General features: G+C 74.0%; 16 protein-coding genes. 6 read left to right on the forward strand and 10 right to left on the reverse strand.

Annotation, left to right across the window (positions count from 1 at the left end; all coding sequences use genetic code 11):
* Positions 1 to 59: 59 nt before the first annotated feature.
* Complete coding sequence (locus ABZ573_RS16875) at positions 60 to 599, reverse strand: histidine phosphatase family protein (RefSeq protein ID WP_358118902.1); 540 nt, start codon at positions 597 to 599, stop codon at positions 60 to 62.
* Positions 600 to 714: 115 nt separating this feature from the next.
* Here ABZ573_RS16875 and ABZ573_RS16880 point away from each other — a divergent pair, with 115 nt between their 5' ends.
* On the forward strand, positions 715 to 999 hold the full coding sequence (locus tag ABZ573_RS16880; RefSeq protein ID WP_132235282.1) for a DUF6458 family protein: 285 nt from the start codon (positions 715 to 717) through the stop codon (positions 997 to 999).
* Positions 1000 to 1066: 67 nt separating this feature from the next.
* Here ABZ573_RS16880 and ABZ573_RS16885 read toward each other — a convergent pair whose 3' ends face one another.
* Positions 1067 to 1744, reverse strand: a complete 678-nt coding sequence (locus tag ABZ573_RS16885; RefSeq protein WP_151456780.1) for a hemolysin III family protein — start codon at positions 1742 to 1744, stop codon at positions 1067 to 1069.
* A 107-nt stretch (positions 1745 to 1851) separates the two neighbouring features.
* Here ABZ573_RS16885 and ABZ573_RS16890 point away from each other — a divergent pair, with 107 nt between their 5' ends.
* Genes ABZ573_RS16890 through ABZ573_RS16900 form a run of 3 tightly spaced genes read left to right on the forward strand, consistent with a single transcriptional unit; the run spans position 1852 to position 4140 of the window.
* The gene (locus tag ABZ573_RS16890) at positions 1852 to 2553 is read left to right on the forward strand and encodes a carboxyltransferase domain-containing protein (protein WP_358118905.1); all 702 of its coding nucleotides are present in this window, start codon (positions 1852 to 1854) and stop codon (positions 2551 to 2553) included.
* A complete protein-coding gene (locus tag ABZ573_RS16895) occupies positions 2550 to 3407 on the forward strand; it encodes a biotin-dependent carboxyltransferase family protein (protein ID WP_327030109.1) in 858 nt (285 codons plus the stop codon). Before ABZ573_RS16890 ends, ABZ573_RS16895 begins: the two co-directional genes overlap by 4 nt.
* Complete coding sequence (locus ABZ573_RS16900) at positions 3391 to 4140, forward strand: 5-oxoprolinase subunit PxpA (RefSeq protein WP_358118907.1); 750 nt, start codon at positions 3391 to 3393, stop codon at positions 4138 to 4140. The genes ABZ573_RS16895 and ABZ573_RS16900 overlap by 17 nt, the downstream gene beginning before the upstream one ends.
* A gap of 2 nt (positions 4141 to 4142) precedes the next feature.
* Here the strand turns inward: ABZ573_RS16900 and ABZ573_RS16905 are convergent, their stop codons facing one another.
* The 3 genes from ABZ573_RS16905 to ABZ573_RS16915 form a co-directional block, all read right to left on the reverse strand.
* On the reverse strand, positions 4143 to 5984 hold the full coding sequence (locus tag ABZ573_RS16905) for an NHL domain-containing thioredoxin family protein (protein WP_358118909.1): 1842 nt from the start codon (positions 5982 to 5984) through the stop codon (positions 4143 to 4145).
* Between the two features lie 70 nt (positions 5985 to 6054).
* Positions 6055 to 6300 (reverse strand): flavin reductase, encoded by a 246-nt coding sequence (locus tag ABZ573_RS16910; protein ID WP_327030112.1) that lies wholly within the window; start codon positions 6298 to 6300, stop codon positions 6055 to 6057.
* A complete protein-coding gene (locus ABZ573_RS16915) occupies positions 6300 to 6611 on the reverse strand; it encodes a hypothetical protein (protein ID WP_358118911.1) in 312 nt (103 codons plus the stop codon). The genes ABZ573_RS16910 and ABZ573_RS16915 overlap by 1 nt, the downstream gene beginning before the upstream one ends.
* A 372-nt stretch (positions 6612 to 6983) precedes the next feature.
* Between ABZ573_RS16915 and ABZ573_RS16920 the strand changes: the two genes are divergently transcribed.
* Both ABZ573_RS16920 and ABZ573_RS16925 read left to right on the forward strand, forming a co-directional pair.
* A complete protein-coding gene (locus tag ABZ573_RS16920) occupies positions 6984 to 7751 on the forward strand; it encodes a DUF5753 domain-containing protein (protein WP_358118913.1) in 768 nt (255 codons plus the stop codon).
* On the forward strand, positions 7742 to 7933 hold the full coding sequence (locus ABZ573_RS16925) for a DUF397 domain-containing protein (RefSeq protein WP_358118915.1): 192 nt from the start codon (positions 7742 to 7744) through the stop codon (positions 7931 to 7933). The genes ABZ573_RS16920 and ABZ573_RS16925 overlap by 10 nt, the downstream gene beginning before the upstream one ends.
* 161 nt (positions 7934 to 8094) lie before the next feature.
* Here ABZ573_RS16925 and ABZ573_RS16930 read toward each other — a convergent pair whose 3' ends face one another.
* The 5 genes from ABZ573_RS16930 to pdhA form a co-directional block, all read right to left on the reverse strand.
* Positions 8095 to 11004: a hypothetical protein gene (locus ABZ573_RS16930; protein WP_358118917.1), complete on the reverse strand. Its 2910-nt coding sequence runs from the start codon at positions 11002 to 11004 to the stop codon at positions 8095 to 8097.
* 342 nt (positions 11005 to 11346) lie between these two features.
* Positions 11347 to 11484 carry a hypothetical protein gene (locus ABZ573_RS16935; RefSeq protein ID WP_165947779.1) on the reverse strand — a complete coding sequence of 46 codons (138 nt, stop codon included), beginning with the start codon at positions 11482 to 11484 and terminating at the stop codon, positions 11347 to 11349.
* 258 nt (positions 11485 to 11742) lie between these two features.
* Entirely contained in the window at positions 11743 to 13227 is a 1485-nt protein-coding gene (locus ABZ573_RS16940) for a dihydrolipoamide acetyltransferase family protein (RefSeq protein ID WP_151457452.1), read from the reverse strand.
* Between the two features lie 5 nt (positions 13228 to 13232).
* Complete coding sequence (locus tag ABZ573_RS16945) at positions 13233 to 14222, reverse strand: alpha-ketoacid dehydrogenase subunit beta (protein WP_151457451.1); 990 nt, start codon at positions 14220 to 14222, stop codon at positions 13233 to 13235.
* The gene (gene pdhA, locus ABZ573_RS16950; RefSeq protein WP_132235260.1) at positions 14222 to 15397 is read right to left on the reverse strand and encodes a pyruvate dehydrogenase (acetyl-transferring) E1 component subunit alpha; all 1176 of its coding nucleotides are present in this window, start codon (positions 15395 to 15397) and stop codon (positions 14222 to 14224) included. Before pdhA ends, ABZ573_RS16945 begins: the two co-directional genes overlap by 1 nt.
* Positions 15398 to 15880 lie beyond the last annotated feature (483 nt).

Genomic DNA, 15880 nt, shown 5'->3' on the forward strand with positions numbered 1-15880 from the left:
CCACGGAGCCGCCGGCGGCGTCACCGTCTTGAGCCACCCGCCACGTACCGGCGGGTGGCTCAGCCGCGTGCGGTGTGGCGGTCGGTGATCGGTGCCCTTTTCGGGCCCAGTTCCGGCCAGTCGACGTCGGGTCGGTGCACCACCACGTCGCTGGTGCGCAACCCGTCCGGGTCCGCCCGCTCCGGGTCGAGCAGCGCCGAGAGGAGCGAGATGCCCGGGTTGTGCGCGATCAGCAGCACCGTACGGGCGGTCCGGTCGACGTCCCGGACCAGCGTCAGCAGGTCCTCCGGGTGTGCCTCGTACGCGTCGGCCTCGTAGCGCACGACGGGAGCGGGGCCGGCCGAGCCGCCCTCCGGTGGGGAGCCGGTCATGCCCATCGCCACGCCGTGCCACGTCTCGCGGGTGCGCCGGGCGGCCGAGCAGATGACCACGTCCGGCAGCAGGTCGTGCTTGGCCAGCCAGGCGCCGGCCGCGGCCGCGTCGGCCTGACCCCGTACGGCCAGGGGACGCTGCACGTCCGGCACCACCTCTCCGGGCGGCTCGGCCTTGGCGTGCCGGAGCAGCACCAGCGTGCGTCCCCGGGCGGAAGCGTCGGTCATGTCCTCAGCTTGCCCGATTGGCGATCAGAGCGCTTGGGTAAGTCGATGGGTGCCGCAACCTCACCGATGGCCGCGGCGGAAGGAAACGCCAGGGGACAGCCGAGGAGGCGACAAGATGGGCTTTGGTGGCAGTATCTTCCTGATCGCGTTGGGTGCGATCTTCGCGTTCGCCGTGGAGGCGGATCTGGGCTGGCTCAACCTGGCCGTGGTCGGCTGGGTGCTGATGCTCGCCGGCGTGGCCGGTCTGCTGCTCACCCTCCACTTCTGGAACTCGCGCCGTCGGGCCGTGGTCGCCCCGGTGCGCGGTGAGCGCGTGGTCGCCGAGCAGGTCGTGCCGGTGCGGGACGACCGGGTCGTGGAGGAGTACCGCGAGGTGCGTCAGCCGCGCCGCACCGTCTGACGTCAGGACGGGACAGCTTCTTTTCCGGGGGCTCCGCCAGGCGGCGGGGCCCCCGGATGCGTGTCTGTCAGGCGAAGAGGGCGAAGTAGATGGCGATGTGGTGGCAGAGCGCGGCCACGAGCGTGCAGGCGTGGAAGAACTCGTGGTGGCCGAAGACGGTGGGCCAGGGGTTGGGCCGGCGGAGCGCGTAGAAGACCGCGCCGACGCTGTAGATCGCGCCGCCCACGATGAGCAGCACCAGGGCGGTGACGCCCCCCTGGTGCAGGATGTCAGGCAGCATCGCGACCGAGACCCAGCCGAGCGCCAGGTAGAGCGGCGCGGAGACCCAGCGCGGGGCGTGCGGCCAGACCAGCTTGACCGCCACGCCGGCGAGCGCACCGCCCCAGACCAGCGCCAGCATGATCGTGGCCGGTCGGGGTTCCAGCAGCAGTACGCAGAACGGCGTGTAGGTGCCGGCGATGAACACGAAGATCATCGAATGGTCCATCCGGCGCATGATCTGGTAGCCGCGCTCGGACCACACCCGCCGGTGATAGAGCGCGCTCGTGCCGAAGAGCCCGCAGACCGTCAGGCTGTAGATGAGGCAACTAACCAGCGGGGCCCAGCCGGGCCGGGTGGCGGCGACGGCGCTGAGCACGATGCCGCAGAGTCCGGCGACGAAGAATGCGTACGTGTGGAGCCAGCCGCGCATCCGGGGCTTACCGATGTCGACCGGCTTCAGTCGAAGCGGGGCGGGGGTGGTCACGCCATTAGGTTACGACACCGTAGGTTACTTTCAAGTAGTGCGTCCGGTCACGTGGGACGACGGTCGACCGACCCTGGTGCCATGCGCCGGTCGGGGAGTATGGCGGCATGCGGATCCGACCCGTCGGTGCCCACGCCCTGCTGATCGACTGTGCCGACGCCGACCAGGTGGAGGCGTGGCGGGCCGAGCTGTGGCGGCGGCGCGAACGCGGTGAGCTGACTGCCGTCGAGATCGTGCCGGCGGCCACCACCGTCCTGCTCGACGGGGTGCCGGACCCGGCCACGGCGGCCGCGCGGATCGCCGCGTGGCCGCCTGGACCAGCCGCACCGCGGAGCGCCGCGCCGACCGTCGCCGCCGCGCCGACCGTCGCCGCCGCGCCGACCGCCGCTGCCGCGCCGACCGTCGCCGGGGAGGCTCCCGAGGCCGCGGCCGAACTGGTCGAGGTTCCGGTGACGTACGACGGGGAGGACCTGGCTCTCGTCGCCGAGCACTGGGGCGTGGACGTGCCGGCGGTGGTCGACCGGTTGCGGCGTACCCCGTTCCGGGTGGCCTTCTGCGGCTTCGCCCCCGGGTTCGCCTACCTCACCGGGCTGCCCGCCGAACTGGCGGTGCCCCGGCTGCCCACCCCGCGCTCCCGGGTGCCGGCCGGCTCGGTCGCCCTGGCCGGCCCGTACGCCGGGATCTATCCGGCGGCTTCGCCCGGCGGCTGGCTGCTGGTCGGGCGTACCACGATGGGCCTCTTCGACGTGCACGCCGACCCGCCCGCCCGGCTCACCCCGGGCACCCGCGTACGCCTGGTGGCCGCGTGACCCCGGTGGTCGAGGTGCTCCGCGCCGGGGCGCTGACCACCGTCCAGGACCTGGGTCGGGCCGGCTGGGCGCACCTCGGCGTACCCCGGTCGGGCGCGCTCGACCCGGCGGCGCTGCGGCTGGCCAACCGGCTCGTCGGCAACCCGGAGTCCGCCGCTGGCCTGGAGATCACGATGACCGGCTGCGAGCTGCGGTTCCTCCGCGCGACGGCGGTCGCGGTGACCGGTGCCGAGGCCGCCGTGCGGGTCGGCGACCGCCCCGGTGACGTGGGTCGGCCGCTGTCGGTGCCGGCGGGCGCCGTGCTGCGGATCGGCCCGCCCCGCGATGGCCTGCGCAACTGGCTCGCGGTCGGCGGCGGGTTCGCCGTCGAGCCGGTGCTCGGCAGCCGCGCCACCGACACCCTCTCCGGGCTCGGCCCGCCGCCACTGCGCGACGGCGACCGGTTGCCCCTGGGCGCACCGGCCGGGCCGCCCGCCCCGGTGGACGTCACCGTCGGGGCGCCCACCCCGACCGACCTGCGGCTGACCCTGCGCCTCGGCCCGCGCGACGACTGGTTCACCGCCACCGCGCTGGACCGGCTGTTCGGCAGCGCGTACACGGTGAGCCCGGTCAGCAACCGGGTCGGCGCGCGACTCACCGGCGCGGCGCTGCCCCGCGCGGTGGCCGGGGAACTGCCCAGCGAGGGCATCGTGCTCGGGGCGGTGCAGGTGCCGGCGGACGGCCAACCGTTGATCTTCCTGGCCGACCATCCGACCACCGGCGGGTACCCCGTCGTCGGGGTGGTGGACGACGTGACCCCGCTCGCGCAGGCCCGGCCAGGGACTACGGTCAGGTTCCATGGACCTCAACGCTGACCTCGGCGAGGGATTCGGCATCTGGCGACTCGGCGACGACGCCGCGCTGCTGGACCTCGTCACCTCCGCCAACGTCGCCTGCGGCTTCCACGCCGGCGACGCGTCCACCATGCGCCGGGTCTGCGAGGGCGCCGCCGAGCGCGGGGTGGCCGTCGGCGCGCAGGTCGGCTACCGGGACCTCGCCGGCTTCGGCCGGCGGCACATCGCGTACGCCTTCGCGGAGCTGCGCGACGAGGTCACCTACCAGCTCGGCGCCCTGGACGCGTTCTGCCGGCTGTTCCGCACCCGGGTCCGCTACCTGAAGCCGCACGGGGCGCTCTACCACGCCGCCGCCTGCGACGAGACCCAGGCGGCGGCGCTGGTCGCGGCGGTCGGCGACTACGACGACCAGCTGCCGCTGCTCTGCCTGCCCGGCTCGGTCCTCGCCCAGCTCGCCGCCGGCGCCGGGCTGCGGGTGGTCGCCGAGGGCTTCGCCGACCGGGGCTACCTGCCCAACGGCTCGCTGGTGCCGCGCACCGCACCCGGGGCGCTGGTCACCGACCCGGAGGAGGTGGCCGCCCGGGCCGTGCGGATGGCCACCGAGCGGTCCGTGGTCGCGGTCGACGGCAGCGTCGTCCCGTGCCCGGTCGAGTCGATCTGCCTGCACGGCGACACCCCCGGCGCGGTCCGCTGCGCCGAACTGGTGCGCGCCGCCCTGATCGACGCGGGGGTGACGCTCACTCCGTTCGCGTGACGTCAGGCGTCGTCCAGGCCCCTGAGCACCAGCGGGAGCCGGGCGGCGGCACCCTCGACCACCCGGACCGGTACGCCCCAGTCCTGGCGGGTCAGGTGGCAGGCCGCGTGCTCGACGTCCGCGTCACAGGTCGCCGCCTGCGCGGTCACCTGGAGCACACCCCCGGCCACCGTGCCGTCGACCACCAGCCGGCGGGACAGCTCGGTGCCGGTCCCCGCCCCCTCCACCAGCAGCTCCGGCGGCGACGCCGACACCACCAGTCGCGTCGACGGGCCGTACGTCTCGTCGAGCTTCTGCCCCGGCGCGGGCGTGAAGATCACGTCCAGGGTCACCTCGCCGGCCGCCACGTCGGTGGGCTTGCGCTCGGTGCGGTGCCGGGGACCGTCGACGGTGCTCGCGCCGGCCGCCGAGAGCGCGCCGGGCGCCAGCCGGGTCAGCCGGTGCGCGGCGGACTCCACCACCAGCACCTCGCCGGCCGGGGTGAGCACCAGGTCGCTCGGCTCGGCCAGCCCTTCGGCGACCGTCGAGACCCGGTTGCTCTCCGGGTCGAAGCGGCGGACCGCCCCGTTGTACGTGTCTGCCACCAGCACCGAGCCGTCCGGCAGCGCGCACACCCCCAGCGGGTGCTGGAGCAGCGCCTCCGCCGCTGGCCCGTCGACGTGCCCGAAGTCGAAGAGTCCCTGCCCGACGGCGGTGCCCATGACGTCGTTCTCGACGTACCGGATCGCGCTGGTCTCGCTGTCGGCCACCCAGAGCCGGGCGCCGTCGGCGGAGACGGAGAGGCCGGACGGCTGCGCCATCCACGCCTCGGCCAGCAGGCCGTCGCGCAGGGCCTCGACGGTCGTGCCCGCGTACATGCCGGCGGTGCGCTTCACCGGGTCGAACCACCAGAGCTGGTGGATGCCGGCCATCGCGATGACGACCTTGTCGTCGTACCAGGCCAGGTCCCAGGGGGAGGAGAGGTCGACCGAGAGCGCGTCGTGCGAGTGGTCGTCGACCGTGGAACGCCACTGCCGGCCGGTGCCGGCGACGGTCACCACCTCGCCGTCGGCCAGCCGTACGCCGCGCAGCAGGTGGTTGACGGTGTCGGCGACGACGAGGTCGTAGCCGGCCACCTCGGCGGTGTGCGCCGGCAGCAGGCACAGCCCCTGCGGCTCGGAGAAGGTGGCCGCCCCGGCGGGACCGTCGACCCGGCCCCGGCTGCCCGTGCCGATCCGCCGTACCAGCGTCTCGCCGTCGGGGGCCAGTTCCGCCAGCGAGTGCCGGGCCGAGTCGGACACCAGCAGGTTGCCGTTCTCCAGCAGCACCGCCTTGCCCGGGAAGCGCAGCGTGGTCTGCGGCTCGGCGGGCGGGACGTACGGGCCGTCGCCCCGGTGCAGGGTGCCCTTCGCCTCGTGGGTGGCGATCAGGTCGTCGACGAGGCGGGCGAGCCCTTCGGCGTGACCCTCGCCGGCCATCGTCGCCACCACGTAGCCCTCGGGGTCGATCACCGACAGGGTGGGCCAGGCGCGGGCCGCGTACTGCTGCCACATGTCCAGCTCGGGGTCGTCGAGCACGGGGTGGTGGACGCCGTACCGCTCCACGGCGGCGGCCAGCGCGTCCGGGTCCTTCTCGTGCTCGAACTTCGGCGAGTGCACGCCGATCACGACGAGCACGTCGCCGTACTTCTCCTCCAGCGGGCGCAGCTCGTCGAGCACGTGCAGGCAGTTGATGCAGCAGAACGTCCAAAAGTCGGCGATCACGATCTTGCCCCGCAGATCGGACAGCTTCAGCTCTCGCCCACCCGTGTTGAGCCACTGCCGGCCCCGCAGTTCGGGGGCACGTACGCGCGGTGTCGTTCCCATGCCCGCCAGCCTGCCACGTCGGGCTTGCGTGAAGTCGGACCCGTGACCCGGACGACAGCGGCGAGCCGGGCTAGCGGGCGCGGGCCCAGCCGGTGAAGCGCACCGCCAAATCCGCCGGCGGGCTGCCGTGGTCCAGCCCGGCGAGTTCCTCGGCGGCCTCGGCGCACAGCGCGGCGAGGTGGATCATCAGCGCGTCGCGGTTCCCGCGGTACTTCGCGAGCAGGAGGAGCTTCGCCGTCGAGCAGGGCCACGCCACCCCGCAGGCGCCACAGCGCCAGGTGGGACGGCTGGGGACGTGGGCGCGGACGTGCACCATCAGCCCACCGCCACGCGGGGGCGGGCCGGCGACCGTCGTGTGGGGGCGGGCCGCGCCGGGAGCGGCGCGGTGACGACCCACTCAAGACCCTCGCGCAGGACGAACAGCTCGCGCTTCGCCACCGCGCGGCCCCTGGCGTCGAGCTGGTAACCCTCGAACCAGAGCCAGCCGTACGGCGGGAAGCGGTCGACGAGTTCGCGGATCACGCGGACGCGCATCGGGGTCACGAACTGCGGCGACGCCGCCCGGGTCAGGTGGAGGACCTCGCCGGCCCGCAGCATCCGTACGGGAGGCGGTGTCCGGGCGGTCACTGCGGACCCCGGTTGCACCGGGCAGACCAGCGCGACGCGGGGACGACGTTGCTCACGCGGCCTGGCCCCCGGTACGGCGGGATGAAGGGACCGATCGGCCCCGGGACGACCGGGCGGGCCGGCGGCGGGTCGCGCCTCGGCGTGGGTGTCGGTGTCGGCCTCTCCTCGGGCATGGCTCCCCCTCGTGCGGCGGGTGGTGGGAGGGCCGCCCCGGCTGCTCGCAGAGCGGCCCCCGTCAGCGCGGCCGGCGGGCTCCCACCGCCTCCACCGGCTCACGCCGTCTACAAAGCACTCTGCCGAGGGTTGCTGGACAATCACACAGCGTTAGATGATTTCTCGGGAACGTTCTGATCGCTCCAGAGGGGACGCGGCATGAACCATGCATTTGTGGCGGCGCTCGCCGAGGCGTGCGAGACAGCCGAAAGCCTGGGAGGCCGCCTCGGAATTCATCCCAAGACCGTTGCTCGGTGGGCAAACCCGGGACGTATCCCGCAGAGCCGACATCGTGCGGAAGTAGCGAAGATCCTCGGCAAGAACGTGTCGGAACTCTGGCCGGACACGCTGAACCGCCGGGAACCTGTGTGGTTCAGACCGTGGGTCGACATCGAGCGTGAGGCGGTAGCCCTACGGGCGTTCCAGCTCGCCAGGGTGCCGGGCCTCCTTCAGACCGAGGCTTATGCGCGGGCCACGTTCACCGGCCAGCCGCTAGCCAAGGACGAGGTGGGTGAGTTGGTCGCGGCGCGTGTCGCCCGTCAGGGGATCCTGACTCGTGAACGAGGACCCCTGTTCGTCGCGGTGCTCGACGAGGGGATCATCCGTCGTCCCGCAGCAGGAGACCGGAGACTCATGGCCGAGCAGCTAGCCCATTTGGTGCGGTGTGCCGAGATGCCGAACGTTCAACTCCACGTCGTGCCACGTGAGACAGCGACTTATCCAGGCCTCGACGGACCGTTCACGCTCGCCGAACTTCCCGACGGGACGCGGGTGGCGCACGTCGATAGCCAAGCGCGCGCACAAATAGTCGACCAAACATCCGACATTGCTACGCTGGAGCACCGGTGGGAACGCATACGGGGCGAGGCTCTTCCCCGAGGGCGCTCCTTGGAACTTCTCAGAGAAGCGGCGGCATCATGGACCTGACCGGCGCGCAGTGGCGCAAGAGCACGAAGAGCGGTGGCAACGGCGGCGACTGCGTCGAGGTGGCCGACGACCTTCCCGGCGTCGTAGGGGTCCGCGACTCGAAGGACCCGACCGGCCCGGCCCTTGTCTTCGCCCCGGCCGCCTGGCGGGTCTTCGTCGCGCAGGTCGCCAATCAGTCCTGAACCACCAGACCCCGAAAGCGCCCGTCCCCGATCCCGGAGGCGGGCGCTTTCCGTTTCCGTACCACGGTCACTGCCGTTTTCCGCAGCCGTTCCACGGCGCTGCCGGCCGGAAACGGCGGCGGGGCCACGGTCTCCCGTGGCCCCGCCGTCGTCTTCGTCTGCTACTGGCCCGCCGGCTTGAGGCAGAGCACGCGGTTCGTCCCGCCGCCCTTGAGCACCACGTGCGGCTGGGTCGGGTCGGCGCACTTGTCCTTCGCGTCCACCTTGGAGACCACGGTGAAGGCGCCCGCCTCGCCGCACTCCGCCGCCGCCGCCGTCTCGCCCGACTTCTTCACGCAGCTGCCGACCGCCGGGTCGAACGCCGGGGCCGGGTCGTCGCCGCCGACCTTGCCGAGCAGCATGAGCAGCCCCAGCGGCACCGCCAGGATGAGCACCGCCGCGACGAGCACCGCGGCGAGCACCCGGCCGTTGCGGATCTTGGGCGTGGGGGCCGGCTCGGTCTTCGGCTCCGCGATCGGCTTGAACGAGTCGAAGCGGTTCTGCTCCTGCTCCGGGCCGCCCTGGTCCCAGGGACCGGGCTGCTGCGGGGGTGGGGGGAACGCCGACGGGAACGCGCCGCCCGACGTGGGCGCGGCGGTCGGGGCGGGCCCGTAGCCGGGTGCCGCGCCGCCGGCGTTCGGCGTACCGAAGGGGTCGGCGGGCCGGTCGGCGCTGTCGTGCGGCCGGACCCCGTTCACCGGCCGGTCGCTGGCCGGCGGGTCGACGAAGGACGGTACGCCCGGCGGGAAGGCCGGGGGCGCGGCCGGGGAGGCGGGCGCCATCGGGGCGACCGCGCCGAAGACGGCGGTCCCGCTCGGTGCCCGGTCCCGGTCGTCGAAGCGGCCCTCGTGGCCCTGGTCGAACCGGTTGTCCGGGCCCTGGTCGAACCGGCTCTCGGTGCCCTGGTCGAACCGGTTGTCCTGACCCTGGTCGAAGCGCGGGTCCGGTCCTTGGCCGAAGCGCGGGTCCGGTCCCTGCTCGAAGCGCGGATCCGGTCCCTGGCCGAAGCGCGGGTCCGGCCCCTGGTCGAAGCTGGGCGCCGGCGCGTGGTCCGGCCGGTGTCCGCGCGGGTCCTCCTGCTCCGGCTCGTCCGCCGGCTCAGGGCGGGCTGGTCGGCCGTACACCCGAGGCTGCGGCGCGGGCGCACCGCCCGGTCGCAGGGCCTGGTCGGTCGGCGGCAGCACCCGGCTGGCCAGCGGCACCGAGGCGCTCGCCGAGACGCTGCCGGCGGCCGGCTCGGCACCCTCCGGCGACGGTACGGCCGCCCGCCCGCCCACCTCCGGCGAGGTGCGCGGCGCGGGGACCGCAGGACCGGCGGGCGACTGCGGCTCGTCGTGCCGGGAGCCGGCCTGGGCCCAACCCGGCTGCTCCTGCTCGTACGCCGGCAGGCCGCCGTCCCGGCCGGGCTGCTCGGGGGCGAACTGGGCCGGCGGCGCGTAGTCGACGGGCGGGGCGGAGGCCAGGCTGGCGCCGGGCACCCGCTGCTCCTGCGGCGGCAGCGGCACGGCGTTGGCCGGCGAGATGCCGGGCCCCGGTGCGGGCTGGTAGATCGGGGGTTCCTCGGCCCGCTCCGGCTCCCAGCCGTTGCCGGCCCGGCCCGGGGCGGGCTCGCCCGCCTCCGCGCGGCCCCACACCTCGTCCGCCGACCACGGCTCGACGTCCGGTACGGCCGGGCGCTCGGCGGCGTTGCCGGCCCACTGCGGCGGGTTCTCCGCAGCGGGACCCCACGGCTTCGGACCGCCGTCGCCGGGTACCGGGACGGAGGCGCGGCCGGGCGGGGTGGAGGTGGGCTGCGGGGCACCCCAGCCGTTCGCGTCCCGGTCGTCGGACTGCGAGGGTACGGACGCGGCACCCCGTGGGGAGCGCTCGTCCCGGGCCGGCCACTCGCCGCCCTGGGGCTGGTCGTCCCGGGGCGCGTCGTCGCGGGAGGCGGCCCAGGTGCCACCCGGAGGCTGCTCCGCACCGGCGTCCCAGCCGGGCTGCTCGCCCTGCTGCTGCTCGGTGCCGGACCAGCCGCCGGAGCGGTTGGGGTCGTCCTGCTGCTGTCCGGGGTTCCAGCCGTTGGCGGGGTCCTGAGGGGACTCGGCGTTCCAGCCACCGGAGCGGGAGGGATCGTCCTGGGCGGGCCAGGGCTGGGGGGTGGGTGCGGGCGCGGGCTGCGGGACCCGGGCGGCGCCGCGGGCGGCGGGCTCGGGCTGCGCCCAGGCGGGGGACGCCTGCTCGCCGGATCCCCAGGCGGGCTGCTCGGCCTGCTGCTGGCCGCCGGCCCAGCCGCCGGAGCGGTTCGGGTCGTCCTGCTGCCAGCCGCCGGAGCGGTTCGGGTCGTCCTGCTGCCAGCCGCCGGAGCGGTTGGGATCGTCCTGCTGCTGGCCGTCGCCGGGGCGGTCGGCGTCGTTCTGCTGCGCGGCCCAGTCGCCCTGCGCGGGCCGGTCGTCCGGGGTGGCACCGCCGGCCCAGCCGCCGGGCCGGGGCTGCTCGTCCTGCTGCTGCTGGTCGCCGGCCCAGCCGCCGGAGCGGTTGGGGTCGTCCTGGGCGGGCCAGGGCTGGGGGGTGGGTGCGGGCGCGGGCTGCGGGACGCGGGCGGCGCCGCGGGCGGCGGGCTCGGGCTGCGCCCAGGCGGGGGACGCCTGCTCGCCGGATCCCCATGCGGGCTGCTCCGGGGCGGCGTGTGGCGGCTGCGGGGCGGCGGCAGCCCAGGCCGGGCCGGCCTGCTCCTGCGCGCCCGGCCATGGCGGCTGCGGCGGCTGCGGCGACGCGCCGGACGGTCCCCACTGGCCGGACTGGGCCGGGTCGGTCTGCTGCGGCGCCTGGGCGGCCCACGCGGGGGCCGGCGGCTGCTCACCCTGCGCGCCCCAGGCGGGCGGGTTCGGTCGCTCCGACGGGGGCGGGGGTGCCCAGCCCAGATCGGGGGCGCCGGCGCCGTAACTGTTGTCCTGCTGTGCCGGGCGGTCGCCGTACGGCGCCGGTCCGCCGGCGCCCGGCGACACCTCGTCCGGCTGCTGGCCGGGGTGGTGCGTGCCCTCGGACGTCATGCGTGCGCCTCCTCCATCACCTGTCGGCCGCCACTGCCGATCGGTCTTCTCGGCAGGGTGGCCGGCGTCGCCGGTGTACCGGCCGTGCCGGCTCCCCGCACCGTATCCGGTGACCGCCCGAGGGCGACCGGGGAGCACGATCGTCACTCCCCGTGGCCGGATGGTGTCGAGCGGCTTCTATCGACTCGACTGCTCCGGGTCGGCGGGCGACGACCGAAGCCCACCGTACCGGGCGCTGAGGCGAGGTGGAATCCCGGTGTCAGCCGCTGCGAAACGCCGATGACCCGCCCGGGCGGACCGGGCGGGTCATCGATCTGGAGGAGGTGAGAAAGGTTCCGGGCGTCAGCTCATGTGACGCTGGGCGATGGCGAGGATCTCTTCGCGGACCGCGGGCGAGTTGGCGGAGCGCAGCGCGTGCTCGATGGCACGGGCGCGGCGGTTGGCGTCGCGGCGGTTGCGGATTCGCTCGATCATGCTCATGGGTCTCTCCTCCTGGCTATTCGGTTGTCAGCCCCTTGATGTCTTCCATTGAACCCCAAGACGGGCGCAACTTCCATCGATTGTTAGGTGAGCTGGGACACGGGCCGAACAATCGAAGGTGAGGGGGGCCTGTGACCCACGCAATCCTCTGTCTCTAGAGGCGGCCGGTGCCGGACGTGCGCGCGCCACAAAAGGACACGGCCGGTGTGCCGGGCGTCAACCCGTCGCACACCGGCCGTTCGGCTGGCGTCAGGACCGTCAGGTCCAGGCGAGCAGCGCCGCCTCCGGGTCGGCCAGGAACTCCCCGATGTCGCGCAGGAACTTCGAGCCCAGCTCACCGTCGATGATCCGGTGGTCGAAGGAGAGGCCCAGCGTGGTGACCTGACGCGGCCGGACCTTGCCCTTGTGGACCCAGGGCATCTCGCGGACCGCGCCGAAGGCCAGGATCGCCGACTCGCCCGGGGGCAGGATCGGCGTACCGGTGTCCACCCCGAACACGCCGACGTTGGTGATCGTCAGCGTGCCGCCGGACATGTCGGCCGGCGAGGTCTTCCCGGCCTTGGCCGTCTGCACCAGGCCGGTCATTGCGTCCGCCAGCTCGCGCAGCGAGAGCCGGCCGGCGTCCTTGATGTTCGGCACGATCAGCCCGCGCTCGGTGGCCGCCGCGATGCCCAGGTTGACGTAGTCCTTGACGACGATCTCGTCGCCGGCCCAGGTCGAGTTGACCATCGGGTGGCGCTTGACGGCCAGCAGCACCGCCTTGGCCACCAGCAGCAGCGGCGAGACCCGCACGTCGCGCCACTCCCGCCGGTTGCGGAGCCGGTCCAGGGCCTTCATCGCCCGGGTCACGTCGACGGTGAGGAACTCCGTGACGTGCGGAGCGGTGAACGCCGAGCGGGACATGTTCTCGGCGGTGAGCTTGCGTACCCCCTTGACGGGGATGCGCTGCTCGCGGTCCGCGCCGAAGCTCGCGGCCGCCGTGGCCGGGGCCGACACCGCGAGCGGCTCGGCCGCCGCCGTGGCCCCGCTCGCCGCCCGCTGTACGTCCTCCCGGGTGATCGAGCCCAGCGGCCCCGACCCGGTCAGCGCGGACAGGTCGACGCCGAGATCCTTGGCGAGCTTGCGTACCGGCGGCTTGGCCAGCACCGGCCCGCCGGCCGGGCCGTGACCGTTCGACGGCGCGGTCGCCACCGGGGCGGGCGGCGCCGGCGGGGCCGGAACGACCGGGGCAGCCGGCGCGACGGGTGCGGCCGGTGCGGCCGCCTGGGCCGGCAGCGGGGTGCCACCCTTGCGCGGGCGGCGCTTGGCCGCCGTGGTGCGCGGGCCGTAGCCGACCAGCACGGCGGTACGGCCGCCCGGGGCGGGACCGCCGATCAGGCCCGGCTCGACCGCGCCCTCTGCCGGCGCCACCTGGACCGCGGCCAGCGACGCCGCCGACGGGGTGGGCAGGGCCGCGTCCGGGGCGCCGGTCGTCGACGCCTCGATCGGTCCGGCGCCCGGGTCGGTGTCGATCGCGATGATCGGCGTGCCGACCTCGACCGTGCTCCCCTCCGGGTGGAAGATCGCCTGCACCTGGCCGGCCCACTTCGCCGGGATCTCGACGGCCGCCTTGGCCGTCTCCACCTCGACGATCGGCTGGTTCAGCTCGATGACGTCGCCGACCTTGACGAGCCACGCGAGGATCTCGCCCTCGGTCAGTCCCTCGCCCAGGTCGGGAAGGTTGAACTCCTTGATCCGTGACATGCCGCTCACCAGCCGAAGGTGCGGTCGACGGCGTCGAGCACCCGGTCGAGGTCGGGCAGGTACTCCTCCTCCACCCGGGAGGCCGGGTAGGGGGTGTCGAAGCCGGTCACCCGCAGCACCGGGGACTCCAGGGAGTAGAAGCACTCCTCGGTGATCCGGGCCGCGATCTCCGAGCCCAGGCCCAGGTTGCCCGGGGCCTCGTGCACGACCACGCAGCGGCCGGTGCGCTTCACCGACTCGTACGCGGCGGTCAGGTCCAGCGGGGAGAGCGAGCGCAGGTCGATGACCTCCAGCTCCCGGCCGTCCTCGGCGGCGGCGGTCGCCGCGTCCAGGCAGGTCCGCACCATCGGCCCGTACGCCAGCACCGTGGCGTCCGTGCCGGGCCGGACGACCCGGGACGAGTGCAGCGGGTACGCACCGGACAGCGGGCCGTCCAGCTCGACGGGGCCCTTCTCCCAGTAGCGCCGCTTCGGCTCCAGGAAGACGATCGGGTCGTCCGAGGCGACGGCCTGCTGGATCATCGTGTACGCGTCCTGCGGGTTGGCGCAGGACACCACCTTCAGGCCGGCGGTGTGGGCGAAGTACGCCTCCGGCGACTCCGAGTGGTGCTCGACCGCGCCGATGCCGCCGCCGAACGGGATCCGGATGACCATCGGGATCCGCACCTTGCCCTGCGAGCGGTAGTGCATCTTCGCCACCTGCGACACGATCTGGTCGTACGCGGGGTAGACGAAGCCGTCGAACTGGATCTCGCAGACCGGCCGGAAGCCCCGGATGGCCAGGCCCACCGCGGTGCCGATGATGCCGGACTCGGCGAGCGGGGTGTCGATCACCCGCTGGTCGCCGAAGTCCTTCTGGAGGCCGTCGGTGATCCGGAAGACGCCGCCGAGCTTGCCGACGTCCTCGCCCATGATGACGACCTTCGGGTCGTTCTCCAGGGCCCTGCGCAGGCCCGTGTTGAGGGCCTTGCCTAGGGTGAGCGTCTCCGTGGCCATCAGTGGGCGCTCCCCTCGAACGACTCCATGTACTTCGTGAACTGCGCCCGCTGCTCGTCGAGCTCGGGGGACCCGTTGGGGTAGACGTGGTCGAACATCGTCACCGGCTCGGGGTTGGGCATGGCGAGCACCCGCTCGCGCAGGTGCACCGACTCGGTGCGGGCCTGCTCGTCAACGGCCGCGAAGAAGTCCGCGTCGGCGATCTGCTGCTTCTCCAGGAACGCCTTCATCCGGGCGATCGGGTCCTTCGCCTGCCAGGCCTCGACCTCGCTGGCGATCCGGTAACGGGTCGGGTCGTCGGAGGTGGTGTGCGCGCCCATCCGGTAGGTGTAGGCCTCGATCAGGCTGGGGCCCTGGCCGAGCCGGGCGTTGTCCAGCGCGTGCCGGGTCACCGCGTACGACGCGAGCACGTCGTTGCCGTCCACCCGGACACCGGGGAAGCCGAAACCGCCGGCCCGCTGGTAGAGCGGCACGCGGGTCTGGCGCTCCAGCGGCTCGGAGATGGCGTACTGGTTGTTCTGGCAGAAGAACACCAGCGGGGCGTTGAAGACGCTGGCCCAGACGAACGCCTCGTTGACGTCGCCCTGGCTGGTGGCGCCGTCGCCGAAGTAGGCGATCACCGCCTCGCCGTCCTCGGTGCCGGTCTTGCCGTCCATGTGGACGCCCATGGCGTAGCCGGTCGCGTGCAGGGTCTGCGCCCCGATCACGATCGTGTACATGTTGAACTTGAACTCGTTCGGGTCCCAGCCGCCCTGGTCGACGCCCCGGAACAGGCCGAGCGGCATGATCGGGTCGATGCCCCGGCAGTAGAGGACGCCGTGCTCCCGGTAGGTCGGGAAGGCCATGTCCTGCGTACGCAGCGCGCGTCCCGAGCCCACCTGCGCGGCCTCCTGGCCCAGCAGGCTGGCCCACAGGCCCAGCTCGCCCTGGCGCTGCAACGCGGTGGCCTCGGCGTCGAGCTTGCGGACCAGCACGAGGTCGCGGTAGAGCCCGCGGTACTCCTCGTCGGTGAAGTCGACGCGGTACTCGGTCCCGTCCGGGCCGGTCGCGCTCTCGATCCGCTCACCCTCCGGGGTGAGCAGCTGCACCAGCTGCGGGTCGCCGGTCGCACCCTTCTTGGACCGGGGTGCGGCCCGTCGGCCGCGACTGGAGACCCCGGGGTCGCCCTTTGCCATCCGTCTCTCCCTGTCTGTCTGCGTCGGCACCGGGGGGTCACCCGGCCGCGCAACTCGTGCGCCTGCCCGGCTGGTGCCGGACGGGTTCCTGGCGGCCGCGCCTAGCCCCGGTGGGGGTTGCCGCGCGGCGTGAGCCGGATTCTGGCCGAACCCGGATCGGGAGCGCCGGCGCCCAGCCGCGCCTGCCGCGAGGGTGCGCGGAGGTCGTGGCTGCGTTGCCGTCGTGGTCCATATTCGCATCACACGTGAGCGCGCCCACAGTGCGCCCGTCCCGGGCGCTCGCGGTGGCCCGCTTCGTCGCACGGCGCGCCCGGTGTCCGTTGCATCGACGCGCGGCCGATCCGGCGGTGGTTCGTCACCGTTCGGCCAGATACGCGTGTCGACACGCTGTACAGGGTTGGCCGACCGACCGTCACTGGTCCAGGCTGATTGGCGCGGGATCGTCCGCGTCGGGGCGGTTTGCCGCTTCCTCGTGTCCGGGCG

Origin of the sequence: Micromonospora sp. NPDC007220, assembly GCF_040634035.1 — a bacterium.
Lineage (GTDB): Bacteria > Actinomycetota > Actinomycetes > Mycobacteriales > Micromonosporaceae > Micromonospora > Micromonospora reichwaldensis.

Bases quoted from the DNA above. Each gene is read 5' to 3' on its own strand.
- ABZ573_RS16930 (WP_358118917.1), bottom strand. From the start codon at position 11,004: ATGACGTCCGAGGGCACGCACCACCCCGGCCAGCAGCCGGACGAGGTG.
- ABZ573_RS16925 (WP_358118915.1), top strand. From the start codon at position 7,742: ATGGACCTGACCGGCGCGCAGTGGCGCAAGAGCACGAAGAGCGGTGGC.
- ABZ573_RS16900 (WP_358118907.1), top strand. From the start codon at position 3,391: ATGGACCTCAACGCTGACCTCGGCGAGGGATTCGGCATCTGGCGACTC.
- ABZ573_RS16890 (WP_358118905.1), top strand. From the start codon at position 1,852: ATGCGGATCCGACCCGTCGGTGCCCACGCCCTGCTGATCGACTGTGCC.
- ABZ573_RS16880 (WP_132235282.1), top strand. From the start codon at position 715: ATGGGCTTTGGTGGCAGTATCTTCCTGATCGCGTTGGGTGCGATCTTC.
- ABZ573_RS16945 (WP_151457451.1), bottom strand. From the start codon at position 14,222: ATGGCCACGGAGACGCTCACCCTAGGCAAGGCCCTCAACACGGGCCTG.
- ABZ573_RS16910 (WP_327030112.1), bottom strand. From the start codon at position 6,300: ATGGTGCACGTCCGCGCCCACGTCCCCAGCCGTCCCACCTGGCGCTGT.
- ABZ573_RS16875 (WP_358118902.1), bottom strand. From the start codon at position 599: ATGACCGACGCTTCCGCCCGGGGACGCACGCTGGTGCTGCTCCGGCAC.
- ABZ573_RS16905 (WP_358118909.1), bottom strand. From the start codon at position 5,984: ATGGGAACGACACCGCGCGTACGTGCCCCCGAACTGCGGGGCCGGCAG.
- ABZ573_RS16920 (WP_358118913.1), top strand. From the start codon at position 6,984: ATGAACCATGCATTTGTGGCGGCGCTCGCCGAGGCGTGCGAGACAGCC.
- ABZ573_RS16935 (WP_165947779.1), bottom strand. From the start codon at position 11,484: ATGAGCATGATCGAGCGAATCCGCAACCGCCGCGACGCCAACCGCCGC.
- ABZ573_RS16940 (WP_151457452.1), bottom strand. From the start codon at position 13,227: ATGTCACGGATCAAGGAGTTCAACCTTCCCGACCTGGGCGAGGGACTG.
- pdhA (WP_132235260.1), bottom strand. From the start codon at position 15,397: ATGGCAAAGGGCGACCCCGGGGTCTCCAGTCGCGGCCGACGGGCCGCA.